Raw genomic sequence first — 19,012 nt, forward strand, 5'->3', positions numbered from 1 at the left:
AATGGCAGGCTTCTATCTATGGAAATTGAACCCAGTCTGCGTTGTAATTTCCACTGTCCATATTGTTATATACCTGAGAATTCTTCTCTTGAAAACGAGTTGACCGTAGAGGAAATCTGCGATGTTATTTTACAAGCGCAGGATCTTGGAGCAAAAAAAATTATTATTCTCGGCGGAGAGCCGATGATATATCCGCATATTATGGAAATAATTAAGTTTATCAGAACGCATCATCTTAATGTGGAGGTATTTACCAATGGTTCTAATATTACTGCTGATATAGCAAAACAGCTTTTTGACTATGGAGTAAATGTAGTTCTAAAAATGAACACGTTTAATGAGCATACTCAGGATATGCTTGCCGGGAAAAAGGGAGCGTTCAAGACCATTCAGGAAGCATTCCACAATCTAAAGCAAGCAAGACGGCCTTCCGGAGAAACATTTCTGGCAGTCAGTACCGTTATATGCTCTCAGAATATTGATGAGTTGGTGGACATGTGGCAAAGACTGCGGGATCAGAATATTATCCCGTATTTTGAGATGATTACTCCGCAGGGAAATATTAGACAAAACGGATGGTTAAATATTGAATCTCAAAAGATACATGATATTTTTTGTAAAATTGCCGAAATTGACCGTACCCACTATGGATACTTCTGGGAGCCTCAGCCTCCTCTGATAGGGAATAGATGCCTGCGGCACCAGTTTTCATGTCTTGTTACTTCTCAAGGATATGTTACGCCGTGTGTTGGGGTAACTATACCGGTTGGAAGCATACGAGAGCAAAAGCTTCGAGATATTATAAAAGACAGTGAGGTCATTCAGGATCTTAGAAACTACCATGATACAATGAAGGCTCCTTGCCGTGAATGCGAAAAATCAAATGAATGTTACGGATGCCGCGGAGCAGCATACCAGCTGACAGGCGATTATCTGGCTTCTGACCCTATGTGCTGGAAGAATGTTGATAAACAGGGTAAAATTGCCAGTTTACCAATTGCAGTTGAAGAACTAATTCCGCAGAAATCGCCAATGAGAGTCATTGATACACTTGTGAAAGTTGGTGAGCGTTCAGCAGATGTAACTGTGACATTGTCGAAAGATATGCTATTTATTGATGAAGACGGTCTACTTGACGAGGTTGCGTATCTTGAAATGATCGCGCAGGCAATAGCAGCGCTAAGCGGATTTAAACATATGGGTGCATCCAAACCGGCGCCGGGAGGATTCCTGCTTGGAGCGAAAAAGCTTGAGATATTAGGAAAAGCGCATGTTGGAGATACATTAAATATATCATTCTATAAATATGCAAGGTATGGCGGTTTTGGCATTGTTAAAGGAACCGTATCGCGGGGCAACCACGTGCTTGCCAGAGGAGAGGTAAAGATCTGGCATGAGATATGAATAAAATGATTTTTCTTTACATTTCCAATGAATCAGCCAAAGAGGCAAAAAAAATTGCCAGGCACTTGCTTGAAAAACGTATGATTGGCTGTGCGAATATTTTCCCAGTCAATGCTATGTATTGGTGGAAAGGCAAAATTGCCGATGAAACGGAGGTTGTGCTTATTGCTAAAACAACGAAGGAGAATTATCAAAAAGTTCGGGATGAAATTGCCAGAATCCATCCTTTTGACACTCCTTGCATAATCAAGCTGGACGCTGATCCCAATGAAAAGTATTTACAATGGATCAAAAGTGAACTCAAATAGGCAGTGAGCCGGAATGGAATCCGCTTTTACTGGTATTATTTTGCTAAATCAGTAAAGGTTTGCTATATTTTAGATAGTTTTATAATGAGGAATCGAGAAAATATGGATTCCATATATTAATTGTTAGGAGAAAATAAAATATGTCAATAGACCCGAAAGTATTGTTTCCAATATTAGAAAATACTGGTGAATCACAAGTAAGAATAAAACTTGCACAAGGAGTATACGGAGAAGAGAAAATTCCTATTGTTTATGAATGGCTCCGCATAAAAGATGAAGAACGAATTAATCTTTCTTCTTCTCGCAATAAAGCAGCAGCTTTAGAACAACTCCGTATAGCAAGTAGTGCAAAAAATGCAGCATGGATTGCTGCTATCGCTGCAATTATTGCTGCGGCAACTACTATATTTGTTGTTGTGAAATAATACAAAATAAGACTCCTAACAACGCGCTGCACTTGACCCGCAATAGCGGGCAAGTGAGCTTTAACGTTCAGCCAAATATGATCAACAAAAACATCCCGTGTAAAATATACAAAATCCTAGTATAATTACAAATCAGGTTTTGAAATTATGTTTGGAGCAACTATGAATAAAATCACAATAATACTAATCGCATTATGTATGTCTCTAGTCTCGCTTAATGCTTACACTGAGCAGAGTGTAGAGGATGTGCTCAGTAGACTTGAGGTGAAGATGTCGGAGATAAAAACTTTGCAAACTGATTTTGTTCAGGAGAAAAAGCTGGCGATCTTTGATAGAGAGATTATTTTGAAGGGCAAAATATTTCTTAAAAAGCCGGATCTTTTTGCATGGCATACTGAAGAGCCAACTCGGTATTCCATGGTTATAAGGGATGATATTATTTCCCAGTGGGATGAAGATATAGACCAGGTTCAGAAGGTAAGTATGAAGGATAATCCTGCGTTTCAAACCGTTGTCGGGCAAATGAGAAAGTGGCTTTCAGGCATATATATGCCATTACTGGAAGAATACAATATAACAGTACTCGGGCAAAACCCGGTTTCTCTTAAATTCACGCCGCGCGAAAATACAATGGCTTATAATATTATCAACTATGTAAGGATTGTATTCAGAGAGGATGAACGCTATATCCACGAGATATACATAAATGAGAAAACAGGCGATTCTACGCTTCTCAGGTTTAATGACACCATGCTGAATACTCCGATCGATGATGCAGCATGGGAGGTCAAACCGCGTGGCTGATAAACGGAAACGTCTTATATCCGTGCTTGCAGCAGGCATAATCATTTTTGCAGCGATTGGTCTCAGGTTTATTTCTTTTGATAATAACATTGAACTAATGCTTCCTGCGAATCCTGAGATTCTTCGCAGTATGCGTTTTCTCAGAGACTCAAATCTTTCGGATAAGGTTATTCTTTCTCTAAAACTGAAATCTTCAAAATATACAACTCAAGACCTTATTCAGGCTGTTGACCAATTAGAAAAGGCTTTAAAGCCGCCTCTGATAACAGATGTAATAAGCGGCATTTCCAAAGCAGATCTAGTGCAGGAGATGCATTTATTTATGAGGTATGTTCCGCAGCTGCTCAACGAACAGGCTCTCTCCAAAATTGATAGACAGATAACCCCTGAAGGAGTAAAAACGAGCTTAAGCAGAAACTATCAGCAATTACTGACTCCTGGCAGTGGATTTGTAATGCCGTTCATTCGCTCTGACCCGCTTGGGATAAAATCCGGATTTCTTGCTAATATAGGAAAGCTTTCCAGTTCATTAGGATATAAGGTTAAGATTAGGGATGGACATTTTATCAGTCAGAACGGCAGAAATGCTATGCTTATTCTTAAAACTCCTGTACGTCTTACTGATGGATTCGGCTCCAAAAAGCTGGTGGCGTATCTGCATAAACAGTTAGAGTCTCTACCTGAATTTGTTTCAGCTGATATCATAGCTGGTCACATTCATACAATCAGCAATGAAGATGTAATAAAAAGGGATATTCTCCTGACATTGACTATTGCCTCAGTTGCCTTTCTCTTATTATTCCTGTTCATATTCAGGGATATAAGGGCAATTCTTATCTTTCTTATACCTCTGATATCAGTTCTTGTTTCCATAAATCTCTCAGCTATTGTTCTTGGAAAGTTGTCATATTTTATTATTGGTATGGGAGCTGTTATTGCCGGCATTGCTGTAGATTATGGGATTCACGTTTATCTGGCCGTACGCACAGGAGCTGGCCGGCCTGATGCAGTTAAGAAAATAATAAAACCGGTAATAATTGCTGCATTAACTACAATAGGTGTTTTTGCTGCATTCTTCTTTTCCAGTGTTCAGGGGTATCATCAGCTCGCCCTTTTCTCAATCATCAGTATTATTCTCTGTCTTATCTGTGCCTTGTTTGTCTTACCCTATCTTTTAACCGGGAAGCATTACATGGAGCTTCCTGCTATACTCAAACAAAGAAGTTCTATGCACTCGCAGGTTTTCGATCGGATATGTGTTGCCTGCTGGGGAGTGATTATAATTGCTGCAATAGCTCTATCGTGGCAGGTAGAATTTAATAGCGATATTAGTCAATTGGATGGGAGTAAACAAGAGATTATACAGACTGAACAGGAATTCCATAATGTGTGGGGAGGCGCGGATAAACCAGCAATCTTAGTGATATCGGGGGAAAATTTGGAAGAAGCGCTTCAGTGTAATGAGCGCATTTACACCGAAGCAGTAAATGAAATAGGAGAAAAAATTTTTTCAAGTTTTGCAGAATTGTGGCTGTCAAATCAAGCACGAATAGCAAACTCTGCGCGCTGGAACAAGTTCTGGAGAGAAGGAAGAGAAACAAAATTGAAAGAGCTTCTCCAAGAGCATGGTCAGGCATATCATTTTTCCGATGATGCATTTTCCCCGTTTTTTAAAAATCTCTATACTGAAAAGGTTATTAAAAATACACCTGAGGGGCTTACTTTCTTTGACCAGTTAAAAGAACGATTTGTACTGAAGAAAGCAGATGAATATCAGGTGTTATCATTTTTTCCGGATAAGGATAAATGTGTTAAGACGCTGAACGCAATAATCAGCCGTTATCCGAGGACATTCTTAGTATCCAGAAATGCTTTTTCCAGCATACTTTCTCAGGCAGTTTCTTCAGAAGTTATTTTTTTATCGGTAATTGCTGGGCTGTTAATTCTGATATTAACCTGTTTATTGCTAAGAAACATACGGCTAACTGTGCTTGCCCTGATTCCGGTTATCACAGGCATTCTATTGATATTAGGGATCATTCCTGTACTGGGGTTATCTCTAAATGCTCCTTGTGTTATTGCCGGGATAATTGTTATTGGTCTCTGCATTGACTATGGGATATTCATGGTTTATACTTGTGAATATAATTTAAAAACAGGAACGCGCATGGCAGTTTCATTGTCAGCTCTCACAACAGTTATTGGGGCAGGTGCGCTTTTGTTTGCTCTGCATCCGGTATTGTTTTCTATTGGGATAACACTTGTAATAGGAGTATCAGGAGGGTATATTTCAGCGCTATTGGTTATTCCCTCAATGTATAGATTATGGCAAAAACCAAAAAAAGCATAGCGTTATATTTGCTGTTTGCAGGATTAGTTGGATTGTGCAGTACAGGGTGCAGCAGTGTTCCGTTTAAAAAGGTTCAATATGTTTCGGTCAGCAAAGTGCAGCCTGCAGCAATTCGGGAACAATTTGCCAGTACACTTCCTCGAAAATTTAAGATAGTTAGCACAATTGTTTTTCAGTATAGGCGGCATAAGTTCTCTGCTATTGGCTACACTGATATTGATTCTCTTCAAAAGCTTTTCAAAATTGTCTGTCTTAATCATGCAGGTATTAAGTTATTTGAGTTAGCCGGAAATGATAATAGCGTTGAATGCAAGTTCGCTTTTGAAGGAGCTTCTTTCCCCGGCAATTTTGCCCAAGCAGTGGCAGATGATATCAGAAGAATTTATTTTGACTCTATTCCTGATCCTGAAGCTAAAATATATAAAAAGAAAAAGAAGATTGTTTTCAGGCAGCCTTCAGAAACAGGTGTAATGGAATACATATTTGCCGGCGCTGACAATCTCTTAGTTGAAAAACGGTATTATAAAGGGTGGCGAAGAATCTGGAGTGTTTTTTATTATGAGTATCGCAGAAAGAACGGAAAACTATATCCATCAGGCATTATGCTCAGACATCATAAATACAACTATCAGCTAACTGTGCGATTGAAGGAGATTCAAACATGAATAAACTTATGCAGGAGATAAAACAATGCATGTTTGATTTAGCTGAAACTAAGAAAGGGGAAGTAACTGCGCGCTTTCTTTTTCCCGCAGAGTTCATTGGGTTTCAGGGGCATTTTCCAGACAAACCTGTTCTACCGGGTGTTTGTAAAATACAGGCGGTTATAGTAATGCTTCAGGCATGGGAAAAGGGGAATGTCAGACTGAAGGAAATTGTTCTGGCAAAATTCCTTTCACCAGTTTCCCCCGAAGAAGAAATTGTTTTTAATTACAGTAAGCAAACAGAAAGCAACGGCGAAGCACTCATAAAAGCATCAGTAACCAGTCAGGATAAAAAAGTTGCTGAACTGCAACTGAAGGTAAGTTTTAAAAATGAAACACAGTAGAACTAATATGCATGCGCCAGAGGCAGTTGTTGTTGCCTGTGACCTCATAACTCCTTACGGCTTGGGCATTGATGCGTGCTGGAATGGGCTTTTATCCGGGAAGACCGCAATAAATCCATTAGACCGTTTTGATACAGATGTATTTCAAACAAAAAAAGCGGCTACAATCGCTGAACTCAAGACTGGTCAAAGTGATTCTCTGGTAATGCAGATGCTGAAGCCGTTGCTAGAGAAAGCGTCTGCTATTATTCCAAAAGACGCTCTTTTAATTTTAGCAACCACAACAGGCGAAATAGATATTCTGGAGAAACAGGTTCTTAATGCCAAAGATAATGCGGACGAAAGCGCACCAGGATATTTGTTGGAGAAGGTACAATGTTTGAGCGGAATAAAAGCGCCCGGGATTATTGTATCTGCAGCATGTACTTCTTCAAGCAGCGCAATTGCGCAGGCAGGAGCAATGATCCGTAGTAAAGAGCATGACTGTGTGCTGATAGTTGCCTGTGATATTGTAAGTGAATTTGTTTTTGCCGGGTTTTCTTCTTTGATGGCATTAGATAAAGATACAGCGCGGCCTTTTGATAAAAACAGAAGCGGTCTAAGTCTTGGCGAAGCAGCAGGATTTGTTCTGGTTATGAGTAAAGAAAGAGCTATTCAAGAAGAAAGGTCTATTATTGGAGAAATAGCCGGTTGGGGACTGACAAATGATGCTAATCATATGACCGGTCCGTCCAGAGATGGAAGCGGACTGGCGCTGGCTATGCGTAAAGCCATGCGATCAGCAGATATTTCTGAGGATGCTGTAGGATGCATAGCTGCGCATGGCACTGGAACTATGTATAATGACGCTATGGAAATGAAGGCGTTTAAATCTGTTTTTGCCTCCGGAGCTCTTCCAACATATTCCATTAAGGGAGGAATAGGCCATACAATGGGAGCGGCAGGTCTGGTGGAAACAATTGTGGCATTGCGCTCGTTAAGAGAAAAACTTGTTCCTCCTACAGTTAATCTGCTCGTTGCTGATGATGAAGCTGAGGGCTGGGTCTCCACTGAGCCGGACTCATTTGACAACCCTGTAACTATTTCTATTAATGCTGGTTTTGGCGGAGTGAATTCCGCATTGGTATTGAAAAAAGGGAATAGGCAGTAGTTATGATAGTTATTTCAGGTATTGGCTGGATTAGTAAAAAAAAATATGGCTGTGTGAAAAAGGCAGTATGCAGAGGTTATACTGATATAAAGTCCCTGCATTCAAAGCTGCAGAATGAATCGATATTTTTGTATCCTGTGAAGAATTTCGGAAGATTTGACATGACTTCAAAAATGGCTTGCTGTGCAGGCGCTCTGGCACTGCATGATGCAGGAGTAAAGTATTCCGAAAAACGCAAACAGGATATTGGAATTATCGGCACAAATACTGATGGATGTCTAAGATCCAATCTTAATTATTTCAAAGATTATGTGCAGACAGGCAGAAAACTTGCGCGTGGTAATCTTTTTATCTATACACTTCCATCAAGCTCTCTGGCAGAAGCAGCAATTCACTTTGGATTTCAGTGTCCATTGCTGTATATCATGTTTCCACAAAAACAGGTTTCTTCCTTACTGCAATATGTAGAAGGCATAATATCCCGCAAAGAGGCATCAACAGTGCTGGCTATGAAAGTAGATGAAAAGAAGGCTGTATGTTTTGTTCTGAGCGGGGAAGATGACTCTTCTTCCAAATAAATACGCAGTTCATCCTTTCCCCTTTATGGTTTGAGAATGGTGGAGTATAATACTTTTGCCTATTTTATTGAGATTTTAAGCAATTTGAGCTATGGTAATATTAAAGGAGAATGACTGGGAGAAGATTTTAAAGCAAGGACAAATAAATAGGTCAAAAATAGAATTGAGATGATAGAGAAAATAATCAGTTTTTTCCTGAAACGACATTTACTTGCAAATTTAATATTTATTACTATTTTTCTGGGTGGGATTATTGCCTGGAACAATACCGGGAAAGAGGAGATGCCTGATATTGAATTTGATCACGCCAACGTAGTAGCGCGCTATCCTGGCGCAACTGCCGAGGAAATCGAGCATTTTCTTACCAAGCCGCTGGAAGAGCAGGTAAAAGGGCTTGATGGTGTTTATCGGGTTACCAGTACTATCAGTGATGGGAGCACTAACATAAGTATTGATTTTGAGAAGGGTTATCCTAATCTTGATGAAGCCCTGATGGAAGTAAAAAACGCGGTGCTCGAGGTGAATCTGCCTGATGATGTGGTTGATGAGCCGGAGGTGCATGTCTGGAAGACCTCCAAAATGGCGATCATTGATATAGTATTAATTGATACCCAGCAACACCTTCTTGATAATGGCTCACGCAAACGTCTGCAGCAATATGTGTATACCCTTGAGCAGCAGCTTTTGAACTTGCCTGAAGTCAACAGTATAGAAAAATCCGGCTATCTTCAGGAAGAGATCCAGATAATGATTAAACCGGAAAAATTAAAGGAATTTGATATTCCTTTTAATACTGTGATGCAGGAAGTCAAGAACAGTCATATCCGTCAGCCTGCCGGGAGCATAGAAGCAAAGGATGAGCCGAAAGTAACATTGCTCTCTGAGCTTGATACAGTCGAAAAATTAGAAAATTTTGTAATACAAGGCGGTTTTGATGGTCAATTTGTCAGGCTCAAAGATGTAGCCGATATTAATCATAGCTTTAAAAAGAATGATTCAATACTTAAAGTTAATGGCCATGAAGGCGTAGTCATCAGAGTGGTTAAAAACAGTTCTTACGGTATACTTGAGGCGCTTGAGGCGGTAAAAAAACAAATTAAGACTTTTCACGATAATAACCTCAAGGACACGAAAATTGAGCTTATTGCGCTGGATGATGCATCTGTGGATTTGAAAAACAGATTATCTATTGTTATGACAAATGGTTTATTAGGATTTATATTGATACTGATTGCACTTTTCATCTTTTTGAATTTCAGAGCAGCCATCTGGGTAGCGATGGGTATTCCCTTTACGTTTTGTTTCGCGATGATTTGTTTGTTTATGTACGGTTACACGATTAACAATATAACTCTTGCCGCAGTGATCATAGTTTTAGGTATGATCGTCGATGACGCTATTGTGGTTTCTGAGAATATTACTCGTCTGCGCCTGGAAGGGGTGCCGTCTGAGCAAGCCGCAATCAAGGGGACCGCGTTTGTTTTTATTCCGGTGGTGGCGAGTATTTTAACTACTTGTGTCGCTTTTGTTCCTCTTTTTTTCTTTCAGGGCCGCTTTGGTAAGATGCTTGTCTTTATCCCGCCGGTCATATTTTTTATGCTTGGAGCGAGCCTTTTTGAATCATTATTTATCCTTCCCGGGCATATGCACCTAAATCTTTCGGTATTCAAGAAAAAAACATTTCGCCAGACCGAAGAGCACTGGTTTAATAGAATAGAAGATAAATATGCTAAACTCTTAAATAAGCTTCTTTCTTTTAAATGGCGTATATTTTTAGTTTTTGTCTTGCTGCTTATTTTCTCAGGGTATATCGTTAAGACAAAGATGAAGTATGTTATGTTTCCGCGTGAGGAGACCAGGGAGATTTCTTTAACCGGCGAGGCTGGTGAGCAGGCGGATAAATATGAAACTGCTAAGCTTACCATGCAGGTTGAGGAGGTGATCGAGTCTTACCTTGGGAAAGAAGTTATAGGTTTCAAGACGCAGATAGCCAGGAGCAGGTGGGGCAGAGCGGTACAGGAGAATAAATTTCAAATGGGTGTTGAAATTCTGCCGAAAGAGAAGCGTAGAAAATCAGCTGATCAGATAATTAGGGAGTGGGAGAAGAGCTTCGCAGATATTAAAGGCCTTAAAGATATACAAGTCACAAAGAGCCGATGGGGGCACGCGTCAGGGAGCCCGATAGAGCTGATCGTTCAGGAGAATGATGATCAGGTAAGAGACACGGTCGCTCAAGAGCTTGCCAGCATAATGAAAAAGCATCCGGCGCTTGAGAATGTTGAAATAGAGAAGCCTTTAGATAATCAGGAATACAAGATCAGTCTTAATCGTGAAAAGATCAAGCGTTTATCCATAACCCCGAGTGATGTTTCTTCCACTCTTAGAGCGGCGCTTGAAGGAACGGTTATTTATGAAATACTGCAAGGCGATGAAGATATAGATGTTCGATTTACTATTATTGAGCAGGCCAAGGCTGATATTGAGCGTGTTCTTGATATTCCTATAGAGAATGCGGGCAAATACTTGGTCCCTTTAAGAGATATAGTGGATGTTAAACAGACTGTCACGCCGAATTCTATTGAAAGAAAAGACTCAAAAAGGATTACAACTATCTTTGCTGATATCAAAAAAGGAGCCGGCCTGACGCCTGTTGAAATAGCTGAGCAGCTTGAAGATAGAGAGTTCCCTAACATATTATCTAAGCACCCTACGCTTTTGCTTAATTTCGAAGGGGAAGTTAAGGATACGCGTGAGAGTAAGGGGGATTTTGCCAGTTCCATAATTATGGCAATATTGCTCATATATATTATCCTTGTTTTAATATTGAATTCATTATTGAAGCCGATTATTATTCTGCTGGCGATCCCTTTTGGTATTGTTGGGGTAGTACTGGCCTTCTGGCTGCATGGTAAAGTCTTGTTTGGTTTCTTCGCGGCCATTGGCGTGATCGGATTGGCAGGTGTCGTGGTTAATGATGCTATAATCATGCTGGTAAAGTTAGAGAAGACTTTTGATAGCACTAAGGGGAGGGCGGGTTTAAATGAGCGGATCTCTTCGATAGCGAAAACCAGGTTAAGAGCGATAGTATTGACTACGCTTACGACCGTTGCCGGGCTTCTTCCTACTGCCTATGGATTTACCGGATATGACGCTATGCTGGCGGAGATGATGCTTGCTCTTTGCTGGGGTTTGATTTTCAGTACCGTGATCACGCTTATTTTAGTTCCTTGTATGTATAGCGTGATTAAAGAAATTCAGGTTAAATTAGGAAAGCTGTGAAAAAAATACTATTAATTTTCTTTATTGTTTTCTTTCTATTTATCGAGAGACACGCGGCGTATTCTCAGGATGTTTCAGCCCGCGATATTTCGCTTAAGGGATTCATTAAAGAGGCATACGCGAATGATACCGTATTTCAAAAGATCCTTATTGACCAGCTTAATCTCAAGTATCAAAAAGCGCTGAAGATTCCTGCGGGAGATTTAGTGCTTTCTGTTGCTAGTCAGTATAATGCTTATCTTGATATCGATGAGAGCGAGGTGGATAACTCTTTGTCGTTAAGCAAATTATTCCCTTATCTAGGAACTGCGATTACCGCTGACTATACTTCATCTGACCCATCATCGTCTACTCCGGTTACCTCAGAAATAGATGCTTATATTTCACAGCCGATCGCTGAAAATGCCTTTGGCAGGGATACCCGTCTTTTGAGTAAAATCATTGGCGTTGAAACTGAGGTAGCTAAGCATCAGATTGTTGAGGCCTATGAGGATTATTTAGCAACGCTTATTCAGACATATCTTGATTGGTTTTCAGCTTACAAAAATGTTGAAACGGCTCAAAATTCCTATAACGAAAATATGAAATTGCTGGAAAACATTAAACAGCGCCAGAGCAGCCATATTGCTCTTGCGATTGATGTGAATAAAGTTAAATTACAGGTGCTAGTGAAAAAAGAAAATTTGATTTCCCTTGAGAATCAGTATGAACAGTATTTAAATATCGTTAAGCAGGCGATGCGCTATAAAGAAGAGGCGCGGCTTAGTCCCCAGGATCCTTGCGACTACGACAATATCGCAGTTGATTTTAATGATGGCTACGCTCGGTTTTGCCGAGAGAGCAGAACTTATCAGGTGCTTTCTTTGCTTGGAGAAAAGAGCTTGCTTCAAGTGGATAGAGATGCTGATAAGCTTCTACCTTCAATTGAGCTAAAAATTGGCTATTTGGTGGAAGGAGAAGAGTATGATCTGCGGCAAGATACAAGGACAGCCTATGGCAAGGTTGAGGTGGAGTGGCCGATTATTGGGCAGAAAGAACGCGCGCAACATAAGCTTTCCAAGATCGCTCTCCGGAAACAGCAATTATCTAATCAGGGGACCTATGCCGGCCTGCGTACAAAATTAAAGAATATTTACGACGCGATAGTACGGGAAAAAGAATTGATCACTATCGCGGATAAGAAAATACGCTTAGCCGAAGATATTGTAAGAGATGAAACTAGAAATTATTCATACGGAAAAGTAACTTTAAATGACTTTATTGATCAGATAAATGAACTAGAAGATAATAAGTTCAACAAAATTAATCATATCATCCAATTACGCAAGTTGATTATTGAATGGATGCGCTTAACCGATAATTTGATCACCAAAGACGAAGCAAAAGAGCTTAACAATTAGGATTCAAGTTTATTAAAGAAATAAGAGTGGGCAATCAGGATGAATGACGTAACATGAAGATAAAACTAATATATCCCACATGGCCGAAACTAATGGATCAGACGGAATTTAATCTGCCTCCTCATGGTCCTGTGTGTTTTGCAGCAACGGTAAGTGATGATATTGAAATATCTTTTTGTGATGAGAATGTTGAGAAACTTGATTTTTCTGAAGATGCAGACTTGATTGTGCTCTCAGTTATGCTGACATGCCAGATGCCCCGCGCATGGGAAATTAGCGATTGGTATCGAGCTCATGGTAAGAAGGTGGTGTTTGGCGGCATTGCAACAATGCTTCATGCGGAAGAGACAATATCTCACGCTGATAGTGTTTTTTTGGGAGAGGCTGAAGGCAGGATTGATAAGGTTATTGATGATTTTAAGAAAGGACGTATGGAAAAGATGTATGATTTTTTCCATAATTTTCCGGATATGAACATAATTGGCACTGCCAGACGCAGCATTCTGAAGAGTGAATTATATAATTTTCGCGGCGTACAGATGGTTGATCTGGTGCATGCGTCCAGAGGATGCCGATTTAATTGTTTTCCTTGCTGCACACCATATTTGGGAGGGCGCAAATTCAGACCGCGTCCTATTGATGCAGTAGTGAGGGAACTGGAAAGTATTGACAATAACCGCCTGTTTTTTGTTGATAATTCTATGGCGCAGAACGATGAATGGGAGAGAGAACTGTTTAAGGCAATTGCTCCGTTAAAAAAGAAATGGATATCTCATCCCATAAAGGATGATGACGAAATATTGACGCTAGCCGCTAAAGCAGGATGTTGGTATGTATATCAGGCAATAATAGATACCTCAGATCATATTCGCAGAAGAGTCAAGCGGCTGCAGGAACATGGCATTGGGGTTGAAGGGACAGTTATTCTCGGGTTGGATTATCATGATGAAGATTACATAAAGAGATTAGTTGATTTTCTTCTTGAGATAGATCTTGACCTTGCCGAATTTACTATCCTTACTCCATTTCCTCATGCACCGATCAGAGCCCAGCTGGAAAAAGAAAACAGGATCCTTCATAATAACTGGATTCAGTACACAACAGGGGAAGTTGTGTTTAAACCGGCAAAAATGACTGTGGACTCTTTGCAAAGCATGTATCACTATGCGTGGGAAACCTTTTACTCTGACTGCAGCAGGGAAATAAAGATGGCAAAACTGTTTCTTAAAGTTATTGAAAAAGAAAAAAAAGATGGGACTTATAAAAGAGCCAGATTGAATGCTAATCGAGCGTGGCCATGAAAATCCTGCTGATTGCTTCTAATATTGCCAGTACTCCGTATCCTATTTATCCGCTTGGCTTGAGTATGGTTGCAGCTGCTTTGAGTAACGCTGGGCATAAGGTATATCAGTTTGATTTTCTTCAGAGTAATAAGTCCATGGAGGCACTTTGCAGGGTAATCAAAGACAGTACTCCCGACATTATAGGTGTATCAATTCGCAATATAGATAATGTGAACTTCTTAAGTGAACAGCGCTATATTGATGTTGCGAGGGATATTGTGAAAATGGTCCGCACACAAACCAGTGTGCCAGTAGTGCTGGGCGGCGCAGGATTTTCTATTATGCCGGAAGCAATCCTGCGTGAGGTTGGCGCTGATTATGGAATTGTCGGAGAAGGAGAGGCTCTAATGCTTGAATTTATTGCAAATGCTGAAAAAGGCGTTTATCCAAAAGAACACTGCATACAGCCCAGCTCCAGCCTAAAAGGCGAAGAAATTCCCTCTGCATATTATGATCCAAAGATTATGGAGTTTTATCTAAAAAGAGGGAGTATTGGATCTGTGCAGACAAAGCGGGGATGTACACATAACTGCGTATATTGTGCGTATCCCATTTTAGAAGGCACGAGTATTCGCTGCAGGGATCCTCAGGCAGTTGTTGATGATATTCAGATGCTGACTGATACGCACAAGGCAAAATATATATTTTTTACTGATTCGGTTTTTAATGATGACCAAAAACATTATCTTGATGTAGTTCGAGAAATGGCGAAAAGAGGGGTGTCTATCCCTTGGACTGCATTTTTCAAGCCGGAAAAGCTGGATGATGAGATTACAGCGCTAATGAAACAGACCGGGCTGAAAGCAGCAGAGCTTGGATCTGATGCGCCGACCGATACAACGCTTCGTAGACTTGGCAAGTCATTCTTATTTAAGGACATTATTGAGTGTAATGACTCCTTTGTCCGCTCTGGTATTGCCACAGCGCATTATTATATGTTTGGTTGTCCGGGCGAGACGCGAGAAACAGTGCTGGAAGGAATAGAAAATATCAAAAGTCTGAGAAAGGCAGTATCTTTTATCTTTATGGGGATACGGATTCTTCCTGGTACTGGTCTTGAGCACATAGCGCTTAAAGAAGGGATTCTTTCCAATGGTCAGGATTTACTGAAGTCTGTTTATTATATTTCTCCAAACATTGATAAACAGTGGCTAAAGGAGACATTAACTAAAGCATTCTCCGGCATTAAACATTGTATTTTCCCTCCGGATGCAGGGGACACTACTTTACAGTTTCTTCACAAACTTGGATATTCAGGCCCTATGTGGGATATGCTTATTACCGGGGATAAAAAAGAGCATATCTGGTGTGTTATCCCTGTATTTAATAACAAGGGTACTGTGAAAGACGTTGCTTTGTCCTGCCGTTCCTATTTGCAGCATATAGTTGTTGTTGATGACGGCAGTAATGACATTAATGTATCTGCTTTATTTGTTGACACTGATATTATTGTGCTCAGGCACGAGAAAAATCTTGGCAAAGGCAAAGCAATTCTTACTGCGTTAAGGTATGTTAAAGCTCAAGGCGGGCGCTTTATGATTACAATTGATGCAGACGGGCAGCACTATCCGCAGGATTTGGAGAAGTTCATTCCTTTGCTTCAAAAAGATGAAACAAATATTGTTATTGGATGCAGAAAACTTCATGGGAAACATGTTCCCCGTAAGAGTCATTTTGGAAGAATGATTGCTAATTTCTGGCTGCGTGTAGAAACAGGTGTTTTAATTGAAGATTGTCAGAGCGGGTTTCGCTCGTATCCGGTGCAGTACCTTTCACAAATGAAGTTAACAGGCTCCCATTATGATTTTGAAACTGAAGTTCTGGCAAGGGCAGTATGGGCGGGGCTGCATTTGAAGACAATTGAGATTGATGCATGGTATCCTGAACCTCAATCCCGTATTTCGAATTTCAAACCATTTGTGGATAATATGCGTATTTCTTGTATGCATACTCGATTAGTAGGCAGATGCCTTTTGCCGATTCCACACAGGAAACTAGTTTTTGAAACTGCAAAAAAAATCGACCTGAGCATGCTTCGCCATCCTATTAAATTACTGAAGATGCTGCTAAAAGAGAATGCAAGTTCCTCTGGATTAGCTGTATCAGCAGGAGTTGGGATCTTTCTTGCTGTACTGCCTCTTATCGCAATTCATACACTGGTGATTATTTATGTGACAGCGCGCTTGCATTTGAACAAAGTGATGGCTGTAACCATACAGAATTTATGCACGCCGCCTTTCGTTCCTGCAGTCTGCATTGAACTTGGGTACTATATGCGGCACGGCCGCTGGTTAACCGATGTTTCCATGGATGTCATTTTTAAACAATTCCCCGACAGGTTGTTTGAGTGGCTGCTCGGATCCCTTATAGTTGCGCCTGTATTGGCAGTCATTATAGGGACAAGTATTTTTTTTACAGCAAAAGCATTACAGAAAAGCTGAGCCGTTTATGACGTCTTTCAGTTCATCGTAAGCCGCTCTTTTCATGTCTTTCATAACGATGAGACTGGCATTCGCACCGGCCTTTACAGCCATTGGAACACCCCCGCCATATTCCGCACAATGACCTCCCAACAATAAATTCTTCACAGGCGTTTTGTAACGTGCTACACCGGCTCTGATATTTCTTCCAGTTGGTTTAACCCCTGAAATGCTTCCCTTGGTGTTGCCCGTATATCTCCAATATGTTACAGGTGTTGCAATCTCCATCACCTCTATGTGCTCCCTCAGCCCGGGAGCGAAAGTTTTCTCAATCCGGTCCAGCAGAATGTCGGCAAACTTTCTTTTCAATGCTTTGTAGGTCTCGCCCCTTGCCAGCCCCTCGCCGGTTCTCCAGTTGTCTTCGTAATCAAGATACGCCGGACAGTGTATCATAACGGTTCCCTTGTCTTTCGGTGCCAGAGAAGGATCACGAACTGAAGGCGCGATGACGATCATGATCGTGCGATGTGCGTCACCACTCATGTGATCTTCACGTGATACATCGCTCATGGTAAGATTCAATACTTCTTCTCCGAACCCCAAAGAAGAAGCATCGCAATCCAGTCCCAGAAATATGCTGAAGCTGGAATGATAAATATCGGCATTATGCAGTGCTTTTCGCATTCGTGCCGGAATGCAGCTCTCCGGCAGCATCTTTTCATAAAGCATCTGTACGTCGCAGGCTGCAATCACGTATCGAGCGCTCAGGGAACTTCCGTCTGCCAGTAATACACCGGTCGCTTCTTTTCTGTCGTTCAACAGCACTCTTTCCACGTGCTGGTTCAGCAATACTTTCGACCCGGCAGACCTGATTCTGTCACACAACCATAAAGCCAGTGTGCGACTTCCTCCTTTGGGACAAGTCTGAAAATTCCCGGCGAATGCCCAAGCGATAGGCACCATAACGGACATAAAGGATTCTTGACTGCAGAATATCTTTTGAGCACCCTCCGTACTGAAATAGCGGCGCAGCCCTTTCTCGACAGGGCTCCTCACGTGTTTGAAAATCGGAATTGCCCAAAACAGCATTTGCAAGCTGCGAATAGCTCTTTCAAAGAATGGCATGGTCTCTTTCGCCATTGTCCTGCTGTTTAGGACATTCAGCCGCTGTCCCAGTCTTTTCCCATCCTTGAAAAAAGATCTGATACCGCTCTCATCATCCGGAAAGTCCTTGATAAGACAATCCTGTAACTCAATAGGATTGGAACTCAGCAAATAGTCGAACGAATCGCTTTTATATCTGTGTATGCGAGTCAATGGCGCGCAGGTTGGAAACTCGCCACCTAAATGACGCCAGATGTTGTAGACGAATCCGCCGGGACCGCATTGATTGAGCCATTGGATGGAAGTGTTGAACTGAAAGCCCTGCCGCTGAAAACCTGCCAGGTATCCCCCCGGCTGCGGCTGAGTCTCAAGAACTACTGTTTGAAGACCCGCCTTTGAGAGAAACCCTGCTGCGGTGAGTCCACCTGCCCCTGCCCCGATGATTACAACATCACACCTGTCAGGGACTTGATTATTCACCTGTATCATCTTCTGTTTTTATAATAAAATTAGATATTACTCTAAAGAAAAGCTTCAACAATATCAAGTTAAAATAAGCGAACTACTTTGTTCTTAGGCAATTGAAAAGAGAAAAATAATCTGTTAAGATTTCTATGTGAAAAAAGCTGAACGTCAAAGGTCACCGGTGCCCGTCAGGACGTCCGGTGCACTGCCTTGTTCGCAGTTCCCTGAATCTCGCCCACGCTCTCACAACGAAGAAGTGTGAGAATGCGGGTTAGTGCAGTGCCTTGACTCACGCTTGGCCCTTCAGTAAGTCCAGATCGTCACGCATCGAACCGTTCGGGCTGTACGTCACCGGGGCGATGAAGCAGTCCCGAATCCGGTCGCGGCTGAGGTCGCGGTATTTACACCAAACATGATACCACTCACCCTTCCATGTGAAGAAATCGCCGTGGGCATAGCCTGTTTCAAGTTGCCAACCCGTGCCGACGAGACCCTGGTGCTCATAGGGGCCGTAGAGTTCCCGTGACGTAGCGTAATACCCGGAGCAGCTCAGATAGTAGATGCCGTTGCGTTTATGCAGTGAGTTCTTATCGGTGTTGGGGAACACGCCTTTGCGATCCAGCGAGATTACCCGTGGCTCTTCGTCAAGTTCGACCATCGAGTCTTTAAGGCGCGCGATCCGATAGTCGTGCATGCCGTAAATAATGTAGGGCGTACCGTCATTCTCTATGTACACGGTCGGATCGAATGAGTCGACGAGCGGGCGCCCAAGGGCATCGACATAGGGCCCCTCTGGGGCATACGTGTTAAGTTAAGCGATGCATTTTCTGATTATGGGTTTCTCAATTTCGAGTATTGGATCACATTGAGTTTCCATGATTTCGAGAGTGGTCAGGCGTGATCGCTGTCGGTTTTTGAGACAAGCGGGAATGAT

At 41.5% G+C, this 19,012-nt stretch carries 14 protein-coding genes and 1 pseudogene; 13 read left to right on the plus strand and 2 right to left on the minus strand.

The annotated features are described in order from the left end of the window. Positions 1 to 18: 18 nt before the first annotated feature. The 13 genes from KKC91_04975 to KKC91_05035 all read left to right on the plus strand — a co-directional run bounded on the left by KKC91_04975 (position 19) and on the right by KKC91_05035 (position 16,530). Positions 19 to 1,404, plus strand: coding sequence for a radical SAM protein (locus KKC91_04975; protein ID MBU0477900.1), 1,386 nt, complete (start codon positions 19 to 21; stop codon positions 1,402 to 1,404). After that, positions 1,401 to 1,712, plus strand: a complete 312-nt coding sequence (locus tag KKC91_04980) for a divalent-cation tolerance protein CutA (protein ID MBU0477901.1) — start codon at positions 1,401 to 1,403, stop codon at positions 1,710 to 1,712. The genes KKC91_04975 and KKC91_04980 overlap by 4 nt, the downstream gene beginning before the upstream one ends. Positions 1,713 to 1,852: 140 nt before the next feature. Continuing rightward, the gene (locus KKC91_04985; GenBank protein ID MBU0477902.1) at positions 1,853 to 2,137 is read left to right on the plus strand and encodes a hypothetical protein; all 285 of its coding nucleotides are present in this window, start codon (positions 1,853 to 1,855) and stop codon (positions 2,135 to 2,137) included. A 162-nt stretch (positions 2,138 to 2,299) separates the two neighbouring features. Then, positions 2,300 to 2,941 carry an outer membrane lipoprotein carrier protein LolA gene (locus tag KKC91_04990; GenBank protein ID MBU0477903.1) on the plus strand — a complete coding sequence of 214 codons (642 nt, stop codon included), beginning with the start codon at positions 2,300 to 2,302 and terminating at the stop codon, positions 2,939 to 2,941. Further along, positions 2,934 to 5,291, plus strand: a complete 2,358-nt coding sequence (locus KKC91_04995; GenBank protein MBU0477904.1) for an MMPL family transporter — start codon at positions 2,934 to 2,936, stop codon at positions 5,289 to 5,291. Before KKC91_04990 ends, KKC91_04995 begins: the two co-directional genes overlap by 8 nt. After that, complete coding sequence (locus KKC91_05000) at positions 5,267 to 5,956, plus strand: hypothetical protein (protein ID MBU0477905.1); 690 nt, start codon at positions 5,267 to 5,269, stop codon at positions 5,954 to 5,956. The genes KKC91_04995 and KKC91_05000 overlap by 25 nt, the downstream gene beginning before the upstream one ends. Continuing rightward, positions 5,953 to 6,339, plus strand: a complete 387-nt coding sequence (locus tag KKC91_05005) for a hypothetical protein (GenBank protein MBU0477906.1) — start codon at positions 5,953 to 5,955, stop codon at positions 6,337 to 6,339. The genes KKC91_05000 and KKC91_05005 overlap by 4 nt, the downstream gene beginning before the upstream one ends. Beyond that, the gene (locus KKC91_05010; protein MBU0477907.1) at positions 6,326 to 7,489 is read left to right on the plus strand and encodes a beta-ketoacyl-[acyl-carrier-protein] synthase family protein; all 1,164 of its coding nucleotides are present in this window, start codon (positions 6,326 to 6,328) and stop codon (positions 7,487 to 7,489) included. Before KKC91_05005 ends, KKC91_05010 begins: the two co-directional genes overlap by 14 nt. Before the next feature lie 2 nt (positions 7,490 to 7,491). Continuing rightward, positions 7,492 to 8,067, plus strand: coding sequence for a hypothetical protein (locus KKC91_05015; GenBank protein MBU0477908.1), 576 nt, complete (start codon positions 7,492 to 7,494; stop codon positions 8,065 to 8,067). Positions 8,068 to 8,235: 168 nt separating this feature from the next. Then, positions 8,236 to 11,346, plus strand: coding sequence for an efflux RND transporter permease subunit (locus tag KKC91_05020; protein ID MBU0477909.1), 3,111 nt, complete (start codon positions 8,236 to 8,238; stop codon positions 11,344 to 11,346). After that, a complete protein-coding gene (locus KKC91_05025) occupies positions 11,343 to 12,746 on the plus strand; it encodes a TolC family protein (protein MBU0477910.1) in 1,404 nt (467 codons plus the stop codon). Before KKC91_05020 ends, KKC91_05025 begins: the two co-directional genes overlap by 4 nt. A 53-nt stretch (positions 12,747 to 12,799) precedes the next feature. Then, entirely contained in the window at positions 12,800 to 14,047 is a 1,248-nt protein-coding gene (locus KKC91_05030; protein ID MBU0477911.1) for a radical SAM protein, read from the plus strand. Beyond that, a complete protein-coding gene (locus KKC91_05035) occupies positions 14,044 to 16,530 on the plus strand; it encodes a lipid biosynthesis B12-binding/radical SAM protein (GenBank protein ID MBU0477912.1) in 2,487 nt (828 codons plus the stop codon). The genes KKC91_05030 and KKC91_05035 overlap by 4 nt, the downstream gene beginning before the upstream one ends. Here KKC91_05035 and KKC91_05040 read toward each other — a convergent pair. Both KKC91_05040 and KKC91_05045 read right to left on the minus strand, forming a co-directional pair. Continuing rightward, entirely contained in the window at positions 16,516 to 18,093 is a 1,578-nt protein-coding gene (locus KKC91_05040; GenBank protein MBU0477913.1) for an NAD(P)/FAD-dependent oxidoreductase, read from the minus strand. The genes KKC91_05035 and KKC91_05040 overlap by 15 nt on opposite strands. A gap of 274 nt (positions 18,094 to 18,367) precedes the next feature. Further along, positions 18,368 to 18,877: pseudogene (locus tag KKC91_05045) on the minus strand (family 43 glycosylhydrolase). Positions 18,878 to 19,012 lie beyond the last annotated feature (135 nt).

It is taken from the genome of bacterium, assembly GCA_018812485.1.
Taxonomy (GTDB): Bacteria; JAHJDO01; JAHJDO01; order JAHJDO01; family JAHJDO01; genus JAHJDO01.